Genomic DNA, 19889 nt, shown 5'->3' with positions numbered 1-19889 from the left:
AAACTTATGTTGCTGAATTATTTCAAAATCGCATTCCGGAACCTGCTTAAAAGCAAAGGGTTTTCCGTGATCAATATTACCGGCCTGTCTATCGGCATGGCAAGCGCGATCCTGATCATCCTATGGATCAACCATGAAGTACAGTACGACCAGTTCCACGAAAAGAAAGACCGCATCTATGAAGCCTGGAACCGCTCAACTTTCAGCAACAAACTGCAGAGTTGGAACACCACGCCGAAGATCCTGGCAAAGGCTATGCAGCAGGATCTGCCGGAGGTTGAAAAGACTGCACGTGTCAACTGGCAGGACAACTACCTGCTGACCGTAGGTGAGAAAAGCGTTGCGATAGATGGTAATGTGGTTGACTCGACATTCCTGGACGTATTCAGTTTCCCATTATCAAAAGGCAATGTCGCCACAGCACTGCAGGACCCGCATTCCATGGTGATTACCGAAAAGCTTGCCCGTAACCTCTTCGGTGATGAAAACCCAATGGGTAAGATCGTCAAATTAAATAACAGCGAAAACTTCACCGTTACCGGTGTTGCGAAAGACCTGCCGGATAACAGCCGTTTCAAATTTGAATTTCTCATCCCCTGGGCTTACCAGCGTACAATCGGGAATGACGATGAGAACTGGGGCAACAACTCGACACGCACCTATGTACTGCTGAAACAAAATGCCAGTTTTGATGCCGCGCAACAAAAGATGAAAGGCATGCGAAAGAAATACGACCCTTCTGAACCGGAAGGCGAAATGTTCCTGTATCCCATCAGCCGCTGGAGATTGTATTCGAGTTTTGAGAACGGTGTGGAATCAGGCGGACTGATCGAATTCGTCAGGATCTTTTGCAGTATCGCTTTCTTTATCCTGCTCATAGCCTGCATCAATTTTATGAACCTCAGTACCGCCCGTAGCGAGAAAAGGGCAAAAGAAGTAGGCATCAGGAAAGTGGTCGGCGCCCAAAAAGGAAACCTTATCGCACAGTTTCTTGGCGAATCTGTTCTGATCGCACTCATTGCCGGGTTGCTGTCATTGATGATCGTACAACTCAGCCTGCCTGCATTCAATAACCTTACGCGCAAACATTTAATTGTTGATTATTCCAGCATGTCCTTCTGGCTGGCCTTCCTCTCATTCGTTATACTGACGGGAGTTATTGCAGGAAGTTACCCGGCATTCTACCTTTCCTCATTCCGGCCAACAAGCGTATTGAAAGGCACTTTCCGGAAGATCCGGGCACTCGTTACACCAAGAAAAGTACTGGTGGTAGTCCAGTTCAGTTTTGCCATTATTCTCATCATGAGTACCATCGTGGTGCGGAAACAATTGAAGCATGCGCAGGACAGGCAGACAGGATACGAAAAGGATAACCTTGGATATCATTTCCTCACAGGCGACCTTGAAAAAAATTACCTGCTGGTAAAACAGGAATTGCTGGCATCCGGTATCGCATCTTCAGTTAGCAAAACCAGTGCGCCACTTACGGAAGGATGGAGCGACAGCTGGGGTTTCGAATGGGCGGGAAAAGCTCCCGGCGACAAGACCGACTTCGACCGCTTCTGCGTTGACGAAAGCCTGGCTAAAACAGCCGGACTACAACTGGTGAAGGGCCGCGATTTCGACTTACAGCAATTCCCTACCGACTCATTAGCCATCCTGCTAAACGAATCTGCCGCGAAAGCAATGGGCTTTAAAGATCCCATCGGCCAGCTGATCCGTGACAACGGAAAAGAATGGCACGTGGTGGGTGTATTCCGCGACTTCATCCTGCACTCACCCTTCTATCCTACCAGGCCAATGGTGGTGGAAGGCGCCAAAGGCTGGTTCAATGTCATTCACATGAAACTCAACGGGAACAATGGAATGGCAGCCAACCTGAAGAACATGGAACAGATCTTCAAAAAATATAACCCTGCCTACCCTTTCGATTTCAAGTTTGTTGATGAAGAATATGCCAACAAATTCGAAGACGAAAAACGCATCGCAACCCTGTCCGGATTATTTGCGGCACTTACCATTTTCATTTCCTGCCTTGGACTGTTCGGCCTGGCCACGTACATGACCAGCACCCGCGTAAAAGAGATTGGGGTAAGGAAAGTGCTTGGTGCATCAGTCGGATCAATAACCAGCCTGCTGTCGAAGGACTTCATAAAACTGGTGGCTGTCTCATTCGTGATCGCAGCGCCTATCGCCTGGTATGCGATGAGCAAATGGTTGGATGATTACCCGTACCGTACTGCTTTGGAATGGTGGCTCTTTGCAATCGCCGGACTGCTTGCGCTTATGATCGCTTTGGTCACAGTCAGCTTCCAGGCAATCAAGGCAGCAATTGCAAATCCTGTCCACAGTCTCAGGTCAGAGTAAATAAACAAACATATGCTCAGGAATTATTTGCTAACGGCGCTCAGGAACATCAGGAGGAATGCATCCTTCTCCGCCATCAATATTGCAGGTCTTGCACTCGGCATGACCTGCAGTATCCTCATACTGTTATGGGTACAGCACGAGAAGAGCATTGACGGTTTCCATGAAAACAGCGACCGTCTCTTCCAGGTTTATGAACGCCAGTACCACGATGGACAGATCGATGCAGGCTATTTTACCCCGGGGCAACTTGGAGAAGAAATGAGAAAAGTGCTTCCTGCAGTTGAATACGGTACCAATTTAGCGTGGGAGGACAAACTCACATTCCAGGCTGGCGACAAGATCATTAAACAGTCAGGCAACCATGCAGGCGAGGATTTTTTCAAAATGTTCAGCTATCCCCTCATCGCCGGTACACCAGCGACTGCACTTAACTCACCTGTCAGCATTGCCATTTCAAGGAAAATGGCGAATGACTTTTTTGGCAGCCCGGCAAAGGCGATGGGACAAACCCTTCGCTTCGAAAACCGGAAGGACCTGAAGGTCACTGCCGTTTTTGAGAACATAACGGACCTGAGCTCTATAAAATTCGACTACCTTATCAACTGGCAGACCTTTCTCGAGAACAACCAATGGGCAAAGGACTGGGGGAATAATGGTCCGCGTACAGTCATAATGCTGCGTAAAGGCACCAACCCACGCACTTTCGAGGCGAGCATCAAAAAATTCCTTGACGGTTACAACAAGGAGCAAAGCAAGAAATTCTATATCGAAATGGGGATGCAGCCCTACAGCGAGACATACCTCAACAGCCGGTTTGAGAATGGAAAGATGAGTGGCGGCCGGATCGAATATGCCCGCTTGTTCAGTCTCGTTGCCGTGTTCATCCTCGTGATCGCCTGCATCAATTTCATGAACCTAACCACTGCGCGCTCAGTGAAACGTTCACGGGAAATCGGCATCAGGAAGGTTATCGGAGCACGACGAATTTCACTGGTCGGGCAATTTATCGGCGAAGCAATGGTGATCGCCACTTTTGCCTTTATACTCGGCTTCATCCTGGTGTTCCTCCTGCTGCCAGCCTTCAACAGTATCACCGGCAAAGAGATTCACATACCAGTAACCGATAGTGCATTCTGGCTTTGCATTGTATTGCTTGTTGTATTCACAGGCTTCTTCTCCGGCAGTTACCCGGCTTTCGTCCTGTCTGCTTTCCAACCGGTAAAAGTGCTGAAAGGAACCATGAAATTCAGCAACAAATCCATTCTCTTCCGGAAAGGCCTGGTCATCTTCCAGTTCATGCTATCCGTGATCCTGATTATCGGAACCATAGTGGTTTCAAAACAGGTCGGCTACCTGCAGCATCGCAACCTGGGATATGACCGTGAGAATGTGATCTACATTCCCCTTGAAGGTGTGTTGCCGGAAAAATTTCCGCTGTTCAAGGAGGAGATCCTGAAACAACCGGGTATCGCCGGTGTTACCCGCATTTCCGGAACCATTACAGATATCAGCAACGGTACCGGCGGTGTGGAATGGGAAGGGAAAGACCCGAATTCAATGCCCATGTTCACGCAGGCCGGTGTTGGTTACGAGTTTGTGAAGACAATGAATCTCCAGCTCAAGGCTGGCCGCGATTTCAATAAAGACTTCGCCACAGATTCATCAGCCTACATCATCAACGAAGCGGCTTTAAAGATCATGAAGCTGAAGAATCCTGTCGGCAGTCCCATTACTTTCTGGCAAAACAAGGGAACCATAATCGGCGTGCTGAAAGATTTCCATTTCCAGTCGCTGCACGAACCGATACGCCCGATCATCATCCGCCTCATGGAAAAAAATGGCTGGGGAACAGCACTGGTCAGGACAAAACCGGGACAAACAAAACAAGCCCTCGCAGGAATCGGGGAAGTTTGCAGAACCATTAACCCGCAATTTCCATTTTCCTACCAGTTCTCAGATGAAGAATACCAGAAATTATACAAAAGTGAACAGGTAGTAGATAAACTCGCCAACTGTTTCGCCATGCTTGCCATCTTTATCTCCTGCCTTGGCTTGTTAGGGCTCGCCATCTTCGCTACCCTGCAACGTACCAAGGAGATCGGCATCAGGAAAGTGCTGGGGGCAAGCATCACCTCATTGTTCACGATGATCTCCAAAGAATTCATGCTGCTGGTACTGATCGCATTTTTTGTCGCAGCACCGCTTGCCTGGTTTGCACTCGACAACTGGCTGCAGCAATTCGCCTACCGTACCGAGATCAGTGCCTGGATCTTCCTGCTTGCAGGATTTGCAGCCATGTTCATTGCGCTTGCAACAGTAAGCTACCAGGCTATCAAAGCCGCATTAACCAACCCCGTAAAAAGTTTGAAAACCGAATAACACCATAGTCATGCTGAAAAACTATTTCAAGATCACCTGGCGTAACCTTACCCGCCACAGGTCGTACGCGATCATCAATATCCTCGGTCTCGCCATTGGTATCGCCGCCTGCCTGCTCATCCTCCAGTACGTATATTATGAACTGAGTTACGACCAGTTCCATACCAAAAAGGACAGGGTATACCGGGTGATCCAGGACCGTTACGACAACGGTAAACTCAGCACGCAGTGGGCGGCAGGTGCATTCGCAGCCGGCCGGAATTTCAAGGATGCCTTCCCCGAGATCGAAGACTATGTATCCATGACAGGTCGCGGCGCATCTGTGATCAAGGAAGGTGAACGGATCATCAAACTCGAACGTACCTACTTTGCGAGCGAATCGTTCTTCAGGCTCTTCTCCTACCCGCTCGTACAGGGCGATCCGCAGACAGCACTGAAAGAACTGAATTCCGCCGTGATCTCTGAATCTTCTGCCAAAAAACTATTCGGTACTGAAAAAGCGCTTGGCAAAACCATCCGCATCAACCAGAACAACAGTTACACCATCACAGGTGTAATGAAAGATATTCCAGAGAACTCACACATGACGGCTGATGTACTGCTGTCATACAGCACTTTCATCAAACAGGTGGGCCCGGATAATAACCCGGACAATGCCTGGGATTGGGACGGTTGCTTTACTTATGTTCTCCTTAAACCCGGAACCGATGTAAAAGCACTTGAGAAAAAACTGACGCCGCTGGTAGCCCAAAAGAATGGCGACAGCTGGAAACAATTCAATGCCAGTGCTTCATTCTACCTGCAACCTGTAACCGATATTCACCTGTATTCAAACCGGATGATCGAATTCAAGGCCAATGGTGACGGCAAAACGGTATACCTCTTGCTCGGCATCGCATTTTTCGTGGTGATCATCGCCTGGGTGAATTACATTAACCTGGCAACTGCAAAAGCGGTTGGCCGTGCCCGTGAAGTAGGCATCCGCAAGGCTATCGGCTCGCAGCGGAGCCAGCTCATTTTCCAGTTCCTGTTTGAATCGGCATTACTGAACGCTATCGCATTGTTTGTGGCATTGCTGATCATCCTCGCTGTACTGCCGGCATTCAACCGGATGACCGGAATGGACCTCGGGCTGGGACTACTGGCCGGGAAGAATTTCATGCTGCCATTCTTCGGGCTGTTCCTGCTGGGCACATTCCTCTCAGGGATCTACCCCGCGCTTGTGTTGTCCAGCTTCAACCCCATCACTGTTTTAAAAGGAACAATGGTGAGTACCGGCAGGGGCGCACTATTGCGTAAGTCGCTCGTGGTATTCCAGTTCACCGCATCCCTTTTCCTGTTGATCGGAACCCTCACCGTTTCGAGGCAGATCTCCTATATGCAGGGCCAGGAACTCGGAATGAATATCGACCAGACCCTGGTAGTGCGCGGGCCAATTGTAACTGGCCCTGATTCACTATTCGCAGGTAAAACAAATGCATTTACAAATGAATTGCTGAAGATCCCGGCAATAAGTAAAGTAGCGGTTTCCTCATCAATTCCCGGTGAACCTGTTGGCTGGAATGCCGGCGGCATCCGCCTGATCTCCGCGCCTGAAAACACCCAGAAGCAGTTCCGGGTAATTGCAGTGGATTATGAATACATTGACCTGATGGGACTGAAACTCATTGGTGGCAGGAAATTCTCCCGCGACTTCGGCGACAAGAAAGGTGTGATCTTCAATGAGGCGGGACTGAAACTGATGGGATTCGATAAGCCTGAAGAAATAATCGGTAAAGATATTTTCTTCTGGGGCGATACCCTCACTGTTCATGGCATTGTAGGCAATTTCCACCAGCAGTCGCTCCGCGATGCTTTCGAACCCCTGATCCTTCGCCTGATCCCCGAAATGAGGGGCTACTATTCCGTAAAAGTGAAAGCCGCCGACGTCAGCCAAACGCTCACCGCCGTACGAAAATCGTGGGATAACTTCTTCCCCGGAAATACATTCGAATATTTCTTCCTCGATGAACATTTCAACGACCAGTACAATGCTGACCGCAGGTTCGGACAGGTATTCGGCATCTTCACGTGCATGGCGATCCTGGTGGCCTGCCTTGGTTTGTTTGGACTCGCGTCCTTCACTACTATCCAGAAAACAAAAGAGATCGGGATCCGGAAGGTGCTCGGCGCATCGGTTCCGTCGATCCTGAGGTTGCTGTATAAGGAATTTGCTGTGCTGATCGTGGTTGCATTCCTGGTTGCCACTCCCGTCTCCTGGTACGCCGCATCACAATGGCTGCAGGGTTATGCATTTCGGATCAATGTGCAGCAGGGATTATTCCTCATCCCCTTCATGATCATGATGGTGGTAGCTTTGCTCACCGTAAGTATCCAGACGGTAAGAGCCGCGCTGGCAAACCCCGTGACTTCATTACGTACAGAATAATTATCCTTAACCCGGAATATGAACAGGAATTATTTAATCGTTGCACTCAGGAATTTCTGGAAACATAAAGTCCTTTCGCTGATCAATATAGTGGGACTTGCGATCGGTATCAGCGCGTCGCTGGTGATCTACCTGATCGTGAGCCACGACTTCAGCTACGATAAATTCCATCCAGACCGCGACCTTCTTTACCGCGTGGTATCGAAGATCGAATTTCCCGACCTGACGATCCATAATTCGGGGGTGCCCGCTCCCACTGCGGCTGCAGCCAGGCAGGAAATACCCGGACTGGCAACTGTTACCATTTTCAGGACCAACGGCGAAATGAAGGTTTCCATTCCAGCAGCCGACAATCAGAATGTGGGTGTATACAGGAAAGAAAAGGACATCATTTATGCCGACCCGCAATACTTCGAAACGTTTCAATACAAGTGGCTGGCGGGTTCGCGCGCCGCTGCGCTGGCAAATCCACACTCTGTCGTGCTTGCGGAAAGCAAAGCGAAAAAATATTTCCCGGGAATAAAGCCTGCAGACATCATCGGCAGGCAGGTCATTTATGACGATACGATTAAAACCATGGTGAATGGGATCGTGGAAGATTTTAAGGAAACCACACATTTCACTTTTGGTGAATTCATTTCGCTGTCCACCCTGGAGCAGTCGGCACTCGCAGACTTCTACAGCTGGAAAGACTGGAACAGCATCAGTTCCAATACGCAGATGTTTGTGAAACTGGATCCCGGTATGCAGCCGGCAAAAATTGAAAAGCAGCTTGCCGAACTCCGCAACAGGCACCGTGAGAGAAGGGATAAAGACAAAAAGGATGATACCCAGCATTTCCTCCAGTCACTGAACCAGATCCATTTCAACACCGACTATGATACTTTCGAACAGCGCCAGGCCCACCTGCCGACTTTATATGGATTACTGGCAGTGGCTTCATTTCTCCTGTTGCTCGGCTGCATCAATTTCATCAACCTTGCAACGGCACATGCATCAACGCGTTCAAAAGAAATCGGGATAAGGAAAACACTGGGCGGAAGCAAGGCCAATATCAGGATCCAGTTCCTGAGTGAAACCTTCGTGCTCACCTTGCTTGCCACTATCGTATCCATTTTCATCACGCCCTGGCTCTTAATGGTGTTCGGGGATTTCATTCCGCCTGCTGTTACCACCGCATCCGTTTATCAATGGCACGTATGGCTATTCCTGCTTGCATTGATCCTCGCGGTAAGTTTGCTCTCGGGGTATTACCCTGCCTACATTCTCTCGAAAATGCAGCCAATGGCTGTGCTGAACCAGCGCGCCAATGCGCATTCCAGCGGATCAGGAAAGATCTGGTTGCGAAAGATACTTACCACGAGCCAGTTCGTTATTGCGCAGTTCCTGCTCATCGCAACGCTGGTTGTAAGCAAGCAGGTCCGCTATTCACTCAGCAAGGATCTCGGCTACAAAAAAGATGCGATCGTTTATTTTTCCGTCCCCCGCAATTTTTACTCCGATAAAAAAGATGACCGCAGGCTGGTATTGCAACAGAAACTCAAAGCACTTCCCGGTATAGAAAAACTCAGCCTGTCGGCAGAACCACCAGCATCCGGAAGTACATCCACCACTACCATGGAGTTCGCTAATGGTGACAAAAAAATGGAAACCATGGTGGAGGTAAAATTTGCCGACACCTCCTATTTCAACCTTTATGGCATGAAGCTGGTCGCAGGCAATAACCTGCAGCAAAGCGACACTACCAAAGAGTATGTCATCAATGAAACCTATGCGAAACTGCTGGGCTTCAAAAATCCGGCAGATGCAGTTGGGAAATTCATCGAACGCGATTTCCTGGTACCCATCACCGGCGTCATTTCCGATTTCCATACCAAGTCAACCCACGAGGCTATAAAGCCACTGGCTTATTCTTCGGCTACCAAACGCAGTTATACATTCCATCTTGCCCTTCCGACGGGTACACGTAATGCAGCCAACTGGAGTAATACCCTGGCAAAGGTGGAACGCGAATTCAAATCCATTTACCCCGAAGAGGAATTCAGTTACAGCTTCTACGATGACAGCCTTGCAAAAATGTATAAGGCCGAACAGGATGCCACAAGCCTGTTGCAATGGGCATCGGGACTTTGCCTGCTGATCAGCGCCCTTGGTATGCTCGGGCTTGTCATCTTCATCACCAATTCACGCACGAAGGAAATCGGCGTACGCAAAGTGCTGGGCGCATCGGTATCCCATATCGTGATGCTGTTGTCGAAAGACTTCCTGAGTCTCGTTCTCCTCGCCTTCCTCATCGCCCTGCCCTTGTCCTGGATCGTCATGAACAACTGGCTGCAGGACTTCGCCTACCGCACCAACCTCAGTTGGTGGCTGTTTGCGATCAGTGGCTTAGGCATGATGGTGATTGCGGTAGTGACGTTGAGCATTCGTACTATCAAGGCAGCCACAGCCAATCCGGTGGAAAGTCTGAAAGTTGAATGAACGCAGTGCGTCAAAACGTTACATCGATTGTATCAATTCCGAACACAAAAACCTTAGCAACAACCGCAACAAGGTGAATATCAGTTACTTACAATGTTGGCATGTAATTGTGTATGGTATCATTACAAGTTGGTAAATCATCAAAATTGACTTTTTACATACATGATTGCACTTCAACATATTTCAAAATGGGTGACAAACGGGGGTCTGCGGACCTTTCTGCTGAAGGATATCAATCTCCAGATTGAAGAAGGCGAATTCGTTTCCATCATGGGGCCATCAGGTTCAGGGAAATCAACCCTGCTCAATGTGATAGGCATGCTCGACGATGCCGACGAAGGCGAATACAATTTCCTCGGCCAGTCGATTCATACCATGAAAGAGAAGCAGCGTTCGCAGCTGTACAAGGCACATATCGGGTTCGTATTCCAGGCATATCATCTCATCGATGAACTGACTGTTTATGAGAACATCGAAACGCCATTGCTGTACCAGGACACCAAATCTGCAGAGCGGAAAGCCATGGTGGGCGATATGCTCGACAGGTTCAATATTGTAGGTAAGAAGGACCTTTTCCCGAACCAGCTTTCTGGCGGACAGCAACAACTCGTGGGCATTGCGCGGTCGCTGATCGCCAGTCCCAAGCTCCTGCTCGCCGATGAACCTACCGGTAACCTGAACTCGAAGCAGGGCGAAGAAATTATGGACCTGTTTAAACAACTTAATGAAGAGGATGGCGTCACCATAATCCAGGTAACCCATTCAGAAAAAAACGCGGCTTACGGAAACAGGATCATCAACCTGCTCGACGGCCGAATTGAACATCCCAGATAAAGCATCCTGAACATGAAAATTTCATTTTTCTACCTGGTTCGTATAAGCGCAATTGTGACCGGGCTGCTGACCTATAGCAATGCTGTGAACGCACAGGCAGAGACAACTTCACTGCCTGATACAGGAATTCACCTGACCCTGCAGCAGGCTGTTGAAATAGCCTTCAAGAACAACCTCGAGCTGAAGCAGGCGGAACTGCAGTCGCAGTCGCGCAAACTCGATTACAAGGAGGCTAAAGCTATGCAGCTTCCCGATGTGAACGGCTCCATCGAACACGGCCGCAACCAGGGCCGCAGTATTGACCCCTTTACCAATACTTACCTCAATCAGAATATCGATTACGCCAACTATGGACTGAATTCAGGCCTCTTGCTGTTCCAGGGATTGAGTACCCGGCATTTCATCAAACAGCAACAGCTTGCGTCGAAAGCCGGCGAAATGGATGTGCAGCAGAACAGGGACAACCTGACCCTGCAGGTGATCCTCGCCTATTTTGCCGTGTTAAGCGCAGAAGATCTTACCGTGCAGATCGATAACCAGGCCACTGTAAGCCGTAAGCAGGTGGAAAGGCTGACCATCCTCAATAGTGAAGGAACCATCAATCCCTCGCAGCTCTACGACCTTAAGGGCCAGCTGGCAAACGACGAGATCAGTCTCATTAATACACGTAACCAGCTCGAAGCCGCGAAGCTGACCCTGTCGCAGCTGCTGAACCTGCCATACGATTCAACCCTGCGGCTCGAAAGGATCAGTCCCGAACAGTTCCTCACTACCTACGAAGGCACGCCAGCCGGCATTTACCAGGTGGCGCTGAAAGAGCTCGCGATGGTAAAGGCAGCAGAACTGAGAAAGCAAAGTGCCGAAAAAGGAGTGAAAGCCTGGAAAGGACAGTTATGGCCGTCGCTCTCCCTCAATGCCGGGCTATATACCAATTATTCCAGCGCGGCAAGCACGCAGCAATTGCTTAGCTCAAGCGATGTACCATCCGGCGACTATGTGCTCCTTAATGGCGGGAAAGAGCCTGTATATACGACCCAGGGATCTTATGCGCAACAGAAGATCGCTTATGTTGACCAGTTCAAAAACAACTACAGCACCAACGTGAACTTCGGCATCCGCATTCCCATCCTGAATGGCTTTACGACCAGGCTCCAGGTGAGCCAGTCGAAGCTCGATCTGCAGAATGCCGATATCGTGGAGAAGACGACGCGCATCCGCCTGCAGCAATCGATCGAACAGGCCTGGTTCAATATGACGGCAACCTATAAGCGGTACAAGGCCCTGATCGAACAGGTAAATGCGTTCCAGGAATCCTTCCGTACAACCGAAGTGCGGTTCAACGAGGGCGTCCTGAACTCAGTCGACTACCTCGTTGCCAAGAACAACCTCGACCGCGCCAGCACCAACCTGATCGTTGCCCGCTACGAATACGTGTTCCGCACCCGCATCCTGGATTATTACCAGTCCAAGCCGCTGTGGTAGCCAGAAATTTGCTGCCAATTTGGCACAATTTTTCTTTATTTTTGCTGCCTTAATTTGATTTTGATGTTGGATCTATCACCAAAAATCCATGACGAGGCAAGGCAGGGGGAAGCGTACGCCCCCTTTGCGAAGGATGAGAATCCGTACCGCAAACACTTCTATATTGAAAGCTATGGCTGCGCGATGAACTTTGCTGACAGCGAGATAGTTGCATCCATATTAAACGATAAAGGCTTTGGCGCCACCCGCAACGTGGAAGAGGCCGACCTGATCTTTATTAATACCTGCTCCATCCGCGAAAAGGCGGAACAAACCGTCCGCAAACGCCTGACCGAATTCAAAAAGTTAAAGCGCGCGCGCCGGGGAATGCTCGTGGGTGTACTTGGCTGTATGGCCGAACGCCTCAAGGCAAAATTCCTGGAAGAAGAAAAACTTGTTGACCTGGTGGTAGGTCCCGACGCTTACCGTACCCTTCCCAACCTGATCGAAGAAGCGGAAGGCGGACAAAAAGCAGTGAACGTTTTGCTGAGCCGCGACGAGACCTATGCCGACATCGCGCCGGTGCGTCTCAACAGCAACGGAATCTCTGCATTTGTAAGCATCATGCGCGGCTGTAATAATATGTGTTCCTTCTGCGTGGTTCCCTTCACCCGCGGCCGGGAAAGAAGTCGCGACGCAGAAAGCATCGTAGCCGAATGCGCCGGCCTTTACAATGAAGGCTATAAGGAAGTGACGCTGCTCGGCCAGAACGTGGACAGCTACTACCATATCAATGAAGAAAAAGATGAAACAGTCACCTTTGCCTCACTGCTGGAAAAGGTTGCGCTGATCTCACCCGACCTGCGGGTGCGCTTCTCTACTTCACACCCGAAAGACATAACTGATGACGTGCTTCATGCCATGGCGAAGTACGAGAACATCTGCAAGTATATCCACCTGCCGGTGCAAAGCGGTAACTCGCGTATCCTGCAGCTCATGAACCGCACCTATACCCGCGAGTGGTATATGGCGAAAGTGGACCGCATCCGCGAGATCCTTCCGGGCTGCGGAATTTCATCGGACATCATCACCGGCTTCTGTACGGAAACCGAAGAGGACCACCAGGAAACGATGAGCATCATGGAATACAGCCGTTATGACATGAGCTATATGTTCTTCTATTCAGAAAGGCCCGGGACACTTGCCGCGCGCCGCTACCAGGATGATGTTCCGGAAGCGGTAAAGAAGCAACGCCTGGTGCAGATCGTCGCGCTGCAGGGCAAACTCAGCCGCGAAAGCAATGAAAGGGACCTGGGCAAAATTTTCCAGGTGCTTATCGAAGGCGAGAGCAAGAAAAGTGAGAGCGACTGGATGGGAAGAAGCAGCCAGAACAAAGTGATCGTTTTCCCCAAGGCCGGTAACGCCTTCAAGCCAGGAGATTACGCAACAGTTGAAGTAGTTGATTTCACCCAGGCGACCCTGATCGGTCGGAACGTAAGTCAACCGTAACCCTGCTTTTCAATTTTGAATTTTGAATTTTGAATTTGAAAGATGGACCAACAGAATATAAAAAACAGATTTGGAATCATTGGCAACTCCCCTGCCCTGAACCACGCGCTCAACGTTGCTGCACAGGTTGCAAACACCGACCTGAGTGTGCTGATCGTAGGTGAAAGCGGGGTTGGTAAGGAAGCGTTTTCGCAGATCATCCATTCAATGTCTGCACGCAAGCATAACCCCTTCATCGCGGTTAACTGCGGCGCTATTCCCGAAGGCACGATAGACTCGGAATTATTCGGACATGAAAAAGGCGCATTTACCGGTGCAGTCGACAGCAGGAAGGGGTATTTTGAAACGGTAAACGGCGGTACAATTTTCCTCGACGAGATCGGTGAAATGCCATTGGGTACACAGGCACGCCTGCTGCGTGTACTGGAAACAGGTGAATTCATCCGTGTCGGCTCCTCCAAGGTGCAGAAGACGGACGTACGCGTGATCGCAGCTACCAACAAGGACCTGCTTGAGTCCACCCACAATGGCAAGTTCCGCGAAGACCTTTATTACCGGCTCAGTACCGTGCCCATCAGGGTACCGGCACTGCGCGACAGGAAAGAAGACATCACGCTCCTGTTCAGGAAATTTGCCGTTGATTTTGCAGAGAAGTATAAAACACAACCCGTTCAGCTGGAAGAGGACGCAAGGCAATTGCTGGTTAACTATTCATGGCCGGGTAATGTGCGCGAACTGAAGAATATTGCAGAACAGATCTCCGTACTGTCACCCAACAAACAGGTATCCTCAATAGACCTGCGCAGGTTCCTGCCTGACCAGCCAAACCGGTTGCCCATGGTTGTTGGAAACGGAACGCATTCCAATGTGCATGAATTCAACAACGAACGCGAGCTCCTGTATAAACTTTTCTTCGATATGAAGAAGGATGTCACAGAGTTGAAAAAGATGTTCGTGGAAATCCTGCAGAACCCGGGGGAAGCCGCCGCTGCTGCTGCTTACACAAAAGAAAACCTGTTGCGTGAATATCCTGTAACTGCAGACCTGCACCAGGGCGCTGCACTTCCGGCATCATTTGTGCAACCCGTTGGCGCGCAGCAACCAGCCGTACTGATGCCACACGACGACATCCATGAACATGAAGAAGTGGAAGAGTCGCTGAACATCATGGACAAGGAAAAAGAACTGATCGTAAAAGCGCTTCGTAAACACAAAGGAAAACGGAAGGATGCCGCTTCTGATCTCGGCATCAGCGAAAGAACCTTATACCGGAAACTAAAAGAATACGATATCAATGACTAAGCAACTCATTATATTATTCACCACGATTGCACTTTTTAGCGGGTGTTATTCCTTCAAGGATATCTCAATTCCACCGGAAGTTAAAACAGCAAGGATCAACTATTTCGAAAATAAAGCGCGCTACGTGAATCCGATCCTGAGCCCGCAGCTCACGGACAAACTCCGCCAGAAAGTGGTCAGCCAGACAAAGCTCACGCAGATCCAGGGCGATGATGCGCATTACGAAATCTCGGGTACCATCACGGATTATTCCCTTACTACTGTCGGCATTGCAAACCAGCAATCCGCAAGTAACCGCTTAAATGTTTCCGTGCATATTATCTTCAAGAACAGGCTTGACGAAAAGAAAGATTTCGAAGCTGATATTACCCGCAACTTCGATTTCAATGCAAACCTCAGCCTGCAGCAGGCGGAACAACAATTGAATGAAACCATGATCCGCAACCTGGCCGACGAAATTTTTAACCGGATCTTCTCCAACTGGTAATAACCCATTATATTGCCAGCGACCACAAAATGGAATTAACACGGACCATACAATTTTATTTCCGGCAACCCTCGCTTTCCGGCATCACTGTAAGTGAACTTGAGAAGGCTGTTTCCCGGTACCCGTATTGCGGACCACTGCATTTGCTGCTGTTAAAGAAGCAGGTACAGGAACGGCATCCCGATCTGCAGAAACAATTTGAAAAGACATCCATCTATTTTCCGAATAGTTTCCTGCTGAACGAACTGTTACGGGCTCCCGAGGCGCCACCGAAAGTGAAACCGGCTGCAACTCTTGTCGCGGAACCTATAGCAGTTGTTGCGGAACCTACTGTTGAACCACCGGTACCCGAAATTTCAGCAGTTCCTGAAGAGGCCCTGGCATCGGAAACGACTTCCACGCCTCCACCAGTATTTGAACCGCAGGCTGCCGAAACTCCAGCCAAAGAGTCGAAGGAAGAAACCTTCCGCTCCGACATCCTGCAAAAGGAATCGCCGATCCGGATTCCCACGCTGAAGGACATTAACCCGCAGACAGACGAGCAACCCCTGTTTGAGCCCTACCACACGATCGATTATTTCGCGTCGCAGGGAATCAAAATGTCGGCCAACCTGCCTGCTAACGACAAGCTGGGCCGACAGCTGAAAAGCTTCACCGACTGGATCAAAACGATGAAAAAGCTGCCGCAGTCCACCATCGAGAAACAACTCCTCGATTCCGGGAACGGCGAAAGAATAGTGGCCATGGCCGCGGGCTCAGTCGAGCACCGGGAAGTTCTTACCGAAACAATGGCCGAAGTACTTGTAAAGCAGGGCAGTATCGAAAATGCCATCAGCCTGTACCGGAAATTAAGTTTGGCCCATCCCGACAAATCCGCTTATTTTGCGACTCGAATTGAACAATTAAAAAACAGATAAAAGATGACCGTCCTATTCCTGATCTTAGTTTTATTGGCCTGTGTGATCCTGGGTTTGATTATCCTGGTACAAAACCCCAAAGGTGGCGGACTTGCCGGAAATGTTGCCGGATTAAGCAATCAGTTCATGGGCGTGAAACAAACTACTGACGTACTTGAAAAAGGTACCTGGATCTTTGCTACTGTAGTTGCATTGCTCTGCCTGTTCTCTGCGATCTTCATTCCTAAGGCTACTTCCAGGAACAATGGCCTGCTGGAACAACTGAACACTAAACCTGCTGTTACTGCTCCGGCAAACACTCCTGCTACCCAGGGCACACAGCCGGTGACCCCTGCTCCCAGCCAGCAAACTGCGCCGGTAGACAGCAATAAAAAATAATTCAGCTTCTTTCGATAAGGAAACCCTGCTTAATAGGCAGGGTTTTTTGTTTACTTTACACAGCAATCTACGATCCATGAAAAGATTCATATTACTATTTTTCCTTACACTCATCGTATTGGCTGGTATTGGTGCCTGGCTGGTTATCGGTCCCGCCACAGCCTTTGGCGATAAAGTGTACCATCTCGAAATCCCGACCGGCAGCAGATATAATGACGTATTAGAAAAACTTGACACCGGCCACATCGTTCATTATCCCGCAATCTTTAACCTCATCGCCCGTCAGCTCGATTATCCGGAACGGGTTAAAGCGGGCAGGTACAGCATCCGGAGCGGAAGCAGCCTTGTTTCCATCATCCGTAAACTGCGCAATGGCTCGCAGGACCCGGTGAACCTGGTGATCACCAAACTGCGTACGAAAGAAGATTTCGCCGGGCTCGCGGGCAGGAAGTTCGAATTCGATTCCGCCGCCTTCATCAGCTATCTTAACAGCAACGACTCCCTGTCGAAGTACGGACTCGATTCCAATACCATCATGGCAGGCATAATTCCCAATACCTACACCTATTACTGGAATACCACCCCGTCGAAAGTGCTTGAAAAGATCATGCAGTCGAGAAAGAACTTCTGGAACACCGGGCGCATGGAACTTGCTGCAAAGAAAAAAATGACCCCGGAACAGGTAGTGACCCTTGCCTCCATCGTGGAAGAAGAAACAAATAAGAATGACGAGAAGCCGGCAATCGCCAGCGTATACATCAACAGGCTGAACAGTGGGATGCGCCTGGGTGCCGACCCGACGGTGAAATTCGCCTTGCGCGACTTCAGCCTCAAACGGATCTACAACAAACACCTGGCAGTAGAATCGCCTTACAATACTTACCGGGTAACCGGATTACCGCCCGGTCCCATCTGCACACCACAGGCAGTAACGGTTGATGCAGTCCTGAATGCACCGGATACCCGCTACCTGTATTTTGTTGCGAAACCTGATTTTTCAGGTTATCACGTATTTGCAGAAAATTATAAGGAACACCTCCTGCTTGCGCGGGCATACCAACAGGCACTTGATACTTTCATGAAGAAAAAAAACCAGCCTGAAGAAACCGGGAACTAACGGTCATGATCAAGCTAGAACGCATCATAAGGAACAGTTTCCCAGTACAGTGGGTTACCAACAAAAGCAAGAAGATCATCCTTCCCGGGTTTGAAGGTCTTCCGCTTTATGATGTGGTGATCTTTTTCATGCAACAGGTACGCAAGGTGGGACTCAACGACAGGGCTGCTGCTATCAGCTTCAACCTGCTCATGGCCATCCCAGCTGCAACGATCTTCATCTGTACGCTTATTCCTTATATGCCTTTCTCCAGGCAGATCACTGTTCAATTATTGTTGCTGACCCGCGATATAACGCCAAACTATAACACCTTTAAGCTTGTAAAGGATTTCCTGGAAGACTTCCTCGAAACCCCGCGGTCAGGACTCCTTTCAATTGGTTTCTTCCTGGCAGTGTTCTACGCATCCAATGCGGTAATGGGAATCATGCGCACTTTCAATAAATCATTGCTGTACGCAACAAGCAGGAACTTCATTGAAAGCAGGTGGATGGCCGTTCGCATAACCACGGTCCTGATCTTTATGATCCTGCTTGCAATTATATTGCTGATGGCACAGGGCCAGTTACTCCACTGGGTACTCGATAAACTAAATATCAATTCACCAATCGTGAGTTGGCTGGTTACGAATCTCCGGTGGCTGTTCATTTTTTCACTGGTATATTACAGCATAGCCATCATTTATAAATATGTGCCCGCGATCCACGAACGCTGGCAGCTTTCCTCACCCGGAACCATATTCGCAACGGCACTTATTATTCTTACCATGGTCGGGTTTTCGGTGTGGGTGAACAAGTTCAATAACTTCAACAAAGTTTACGGGTCAATCGGTACCATCCTGATCCTCATGCTGTTCATCTATTTCAGCTCACTGGTATTGTTGATCGGTTATGAACTCAATGTCAGTATCCATTCCCTCAAGATCATGGCGTTGGAACGTAACCGCAAGGAAGCCGCCAATGACGGGATTCTTAAAAAAAATCCCGAACTTTAAAGTAAATCCGCTTGCTCATAAAACTACAGCTATGAAAAAATTACTTTCCCTTTTTGTGATGGCCAGTGCTGCCATTGCATTTAAAGGAACAGCAGACCCCCTTCCCATAGGCTCACCTTTGCCTAAGGCATCAGTAAAAATGAAGGATGTTTCCGGTAAGCTCGTCTCGCTCGCAGACCTGAAGACCAATAATGGGTTGCTCGTGATGTTCAGCTGCAATACCTGTCCATATGTGATCAAGAACCAGCAACGTACCAACGAGATCAGTGCTTATGCCCTGCAGAAAGGTGTTGGCGTTGCCCTTCTCAATTCGAATGAAGGCGGCAGGGAAAGCGAAGATTCTTATAAGTCCATGCAGCAATATGCCAAATCACAAAGTTACCAGTGGCCCTATGTGGTCGACAGTAACAACGAACTGGCAGATGCCTTTGGTGCAAGCCGCACTCCCGAAGTATTCCTCTTCAATGGCGATGGAAAACTTGTTTATCATGGTGCGATTGATGATAGTCCCGCCGACATCAGCAAGATCAAACGTGCCCACCTCAAGGAAGCAATAAATGAAATGTTGAGCGGAAAGGATATCGCAGTAAAAGAAAGCCGATCAATAGGATGCAGCATTAAAAGGAAAGGATGATCTGACGAGTTATTCACTTTTTGCAGCTGACAGCAGGTCAAACTCCCTGCTCACTTGACCTTCCGTCATCGGGCGACCAATGAACTTCCTCTGTTTGTCTTTACTTACAAATAAGGTCACTGGCATGGCGCCTTCCCATGAACTGTCGATGCGTGGACAGAATGTATCCGCATTAGTTTCATTCAACCAGAAATTTGTGGCCTTCGTGTAATTACGTTTCTTAATGAAATCAGTCACTTTGGATGGATAAAAATCAGGCAGGTCGAGACTCACAAACACCAGCTCCACATCAGGGCGACGGTTTGCATTCCCGACAAAATAAGGCATCTCTTCAACACAGGGCTTGCAGAATGTAGCCCAGAAATTGATCACCATCGGGGTTTTACTATCATCAATATATTTTTCCAGCTGGTCAATGGACACTTTTTTAACAGTCTGTCCGCTCACGTATGGCCGACCCAATACCAGCATGAATATAATGAGTGCTGCTTTTTTCATTAATACAAAACTAAATCGTTCAGTTTCAATTAACAGCACAACAGTAATGCCGGATTACCGTTTATACTATTTTTGCGCGGCATGGTATTTTCATCATTACCT

Annotated in this window: 15 protein-coding genes; 14 read left to right on the top strand and 1 reads right to left on the bottom strand. The window is 49.1% G+C overall.

Going from position 1 to position 19889, the window contains the following annotated elements; genetic code table 11:
* Positions 1-6: 6 nt before the first annotated feature.
* The 14 genes from OI18_RS15855 (at position 7) to OI18_RS15790 (ending at position 19289) form a co-directional block, all read left to right on the top strand.
* Positions 7-2367 (top strand): ABC transporter permease, encoded by a 2361-nt coding sequence (locus tag OI18_RS15855; protein ID WP_039141545.1) that lies wholly within the window; start codon positions 7-9, stop codon positions 2365-2367.
* 12 nt (positions 2368-2379) lie between these two features.
* On the top strand, positions 2380-4749 hold the full coding sequence (locus tag OI18_RS15850; RefSeq protein WP_039141543.1) for an ABC transporter permease: 2370 nt from the start codon (positions 2380-2382) through the stop codon (positions 4747-4749).
* A 10-nt stretch (positions 4750-4759) separates the two neighbouring features.
* Positions 4760-7177 carry an ABC transporter permease gene (locus OI18_RS15845; protein ID WP_039141540.1) on the top strand — a complete coding sequence of 806 codons (2418 nt, stop codon included), beginning with the start codon at positions 4760-4762 and terminating at the stop codon, positions 7175-7177.
* Between the two features lie 18 nt (positions 7178-7195).
* Positions 7196-9658: an ABC transporter permease gene (locus tag OI18_RS15840; RefSeq protein ID WP_039141538.1), complete on the top strand. Its 2463-nt coding sequence runs from the start codon at positions 7196-7198 to the stop codon at positions 9656-9658.
* A 162-nt stretch (positions 9659-9820) separates the two neighbouring features.
* Complete coding sequence (locus OI18_RS15835) at positions 9821-10492, top strand: ABC transporter ATP-binding protein (protein WP_039141535.1); 672 nt, start codon at positions 9821-9823, stop codon at positions 10490-10492.
* Between the two features lie 12 nt (positions 10493-10504).
* A complete protein-coding gene (locus tag OI18_RS15830) occupies positions 10505-11974 on the top strand; it encodes a TolC family protein (RefSeq protein ID WP_052273287.1) in 1470 nt (489 codons plus the stop codon).
* Positions 11975-12037: 63 nt separating this feature from the next.
* A complete protein-coding gene (gene miaB / locus OI18_RS15825; RefSeq protein ID WP_039141533.1) occupies positions 12038-13462 on the top strand; it encodes a tRNA (N6-isopentenyl adenosine(37)-C2)-methylthiotransferase MiaB in 1425 nt (474 codons plus the stop codon).
* A gap of 42 nt (positions 13463-13504) precedes the next feature.
* On the top strand, positions 13505-14764 hold the full coding sequence (locus tag OI18_RS15820) for a sigma-54 interaction domain-containing protein (protein WP_039141531.1): 1260 nt from the start codon (positions 13505-13507) through the stop codon (positions 14762-14764).
* Positions 14757-15251 (top strand): LPS assembly lipoprotein LptE, encoded by a 495-nt coding sequence (gene lptE, locus OI18_RS15815; RefSeq protein WP_052273286.1) that lies wholly within the window; start codon positions 14757-14759, stop codon positions 15249-15251. Before OI18_RS15820 ends, lptE begins: the two co-directional genes overlap by 8 nt.
* 29 nt (positions 15252-15280) lie before the next feature.
* Positions 15281-16168: a hypothetical protein gene (locus OI18_RS15810; protein ID WP_039141528.1), complete on the top strand. Its 888-nt coding sequence runs from the start codon at positions 15281-15283 to the stop codon at positions 16166-16168.
* Positions 16169-16171: 3 nt separating this feature from the next.
* On the top strand, positions 16172-16546 hold the full coding sequence (gene secG / locus OI18_RS15805) for a preprotein translocase subunit SecG (protein ID WP_039141525.1): 375 nt from the start codon (positions 16172-16174) through the stop codon (positions 16544-16546).
* 76 nt (positions 16547-16622) lie between these two features.
* Positions 16623-17663 carry an endolytic transglycosylase MltG gene (gene mltG / locus OI18_RS15800; protein WP_039141523.1) on the top strand — a complete coding sequence of 347 codons (1041 nt, stop codon included), beginning with the start codon at positions 16623-16625 and terminating at the stop codon, positions 17661-17663.
* 5 nt (positions 17664-17668) lie between these two features.
* Positions 17669-18655: a YihY/virulence factor BrkB family protein gene (locus OI18_RS15795; RefSeq protein ID WP_039141520.1), complete on the top strand. Its 987-nt coding sequence runs from the start codon at positions 17669-17671 to the stop codon at positions 18653-18655.
* A 31-nt stretch (positions 18656-18686) separates the two neighbouring features.
* Positions 18687-19289: a thioredoxin family protein gene (locus tag OI18_RS15790; RefSeq protein WP_039141518.1), complete on the top strand. Its 603-nt coding sequence runs from the start codon at positions 18687-18689 to the stop codon at positions 19287-19289.
* A 9-nt stretch (positions 19290-19298) separates the two neighbouring features.
* Here the strand turns inward: OI18_RS15790 and OI18_RS15785 are convergent, their stop codons facing one another.
* Entirely contained in the window at positions 19299-19787 is a 489-nt protein-coding gene (locus OI18_RS15785) for a TlpA disulfide reductase family protein (RefSeq protein WP_052273285.1), read from the bottom strand.
* Between the last annotated feature and the right edge of the window lie 102 nt (positions 19788-19889).

The sequence above is a fragment of the Flavihumibacter solisilvae genome (genome assembly GCF_000814475.1).
Lineage (GTDB): Bacteria > Bacteroidota > Bacteroidia > Chitinophagales > Chitinophagaceae > Flavihumibacter > Flavihumibacter solisilvae.
The sequence above is the reverse complement of the archived record's forward strand: the minus strand, read 5'-3'. Positions and strand labels throughout refer to the sequence as shown.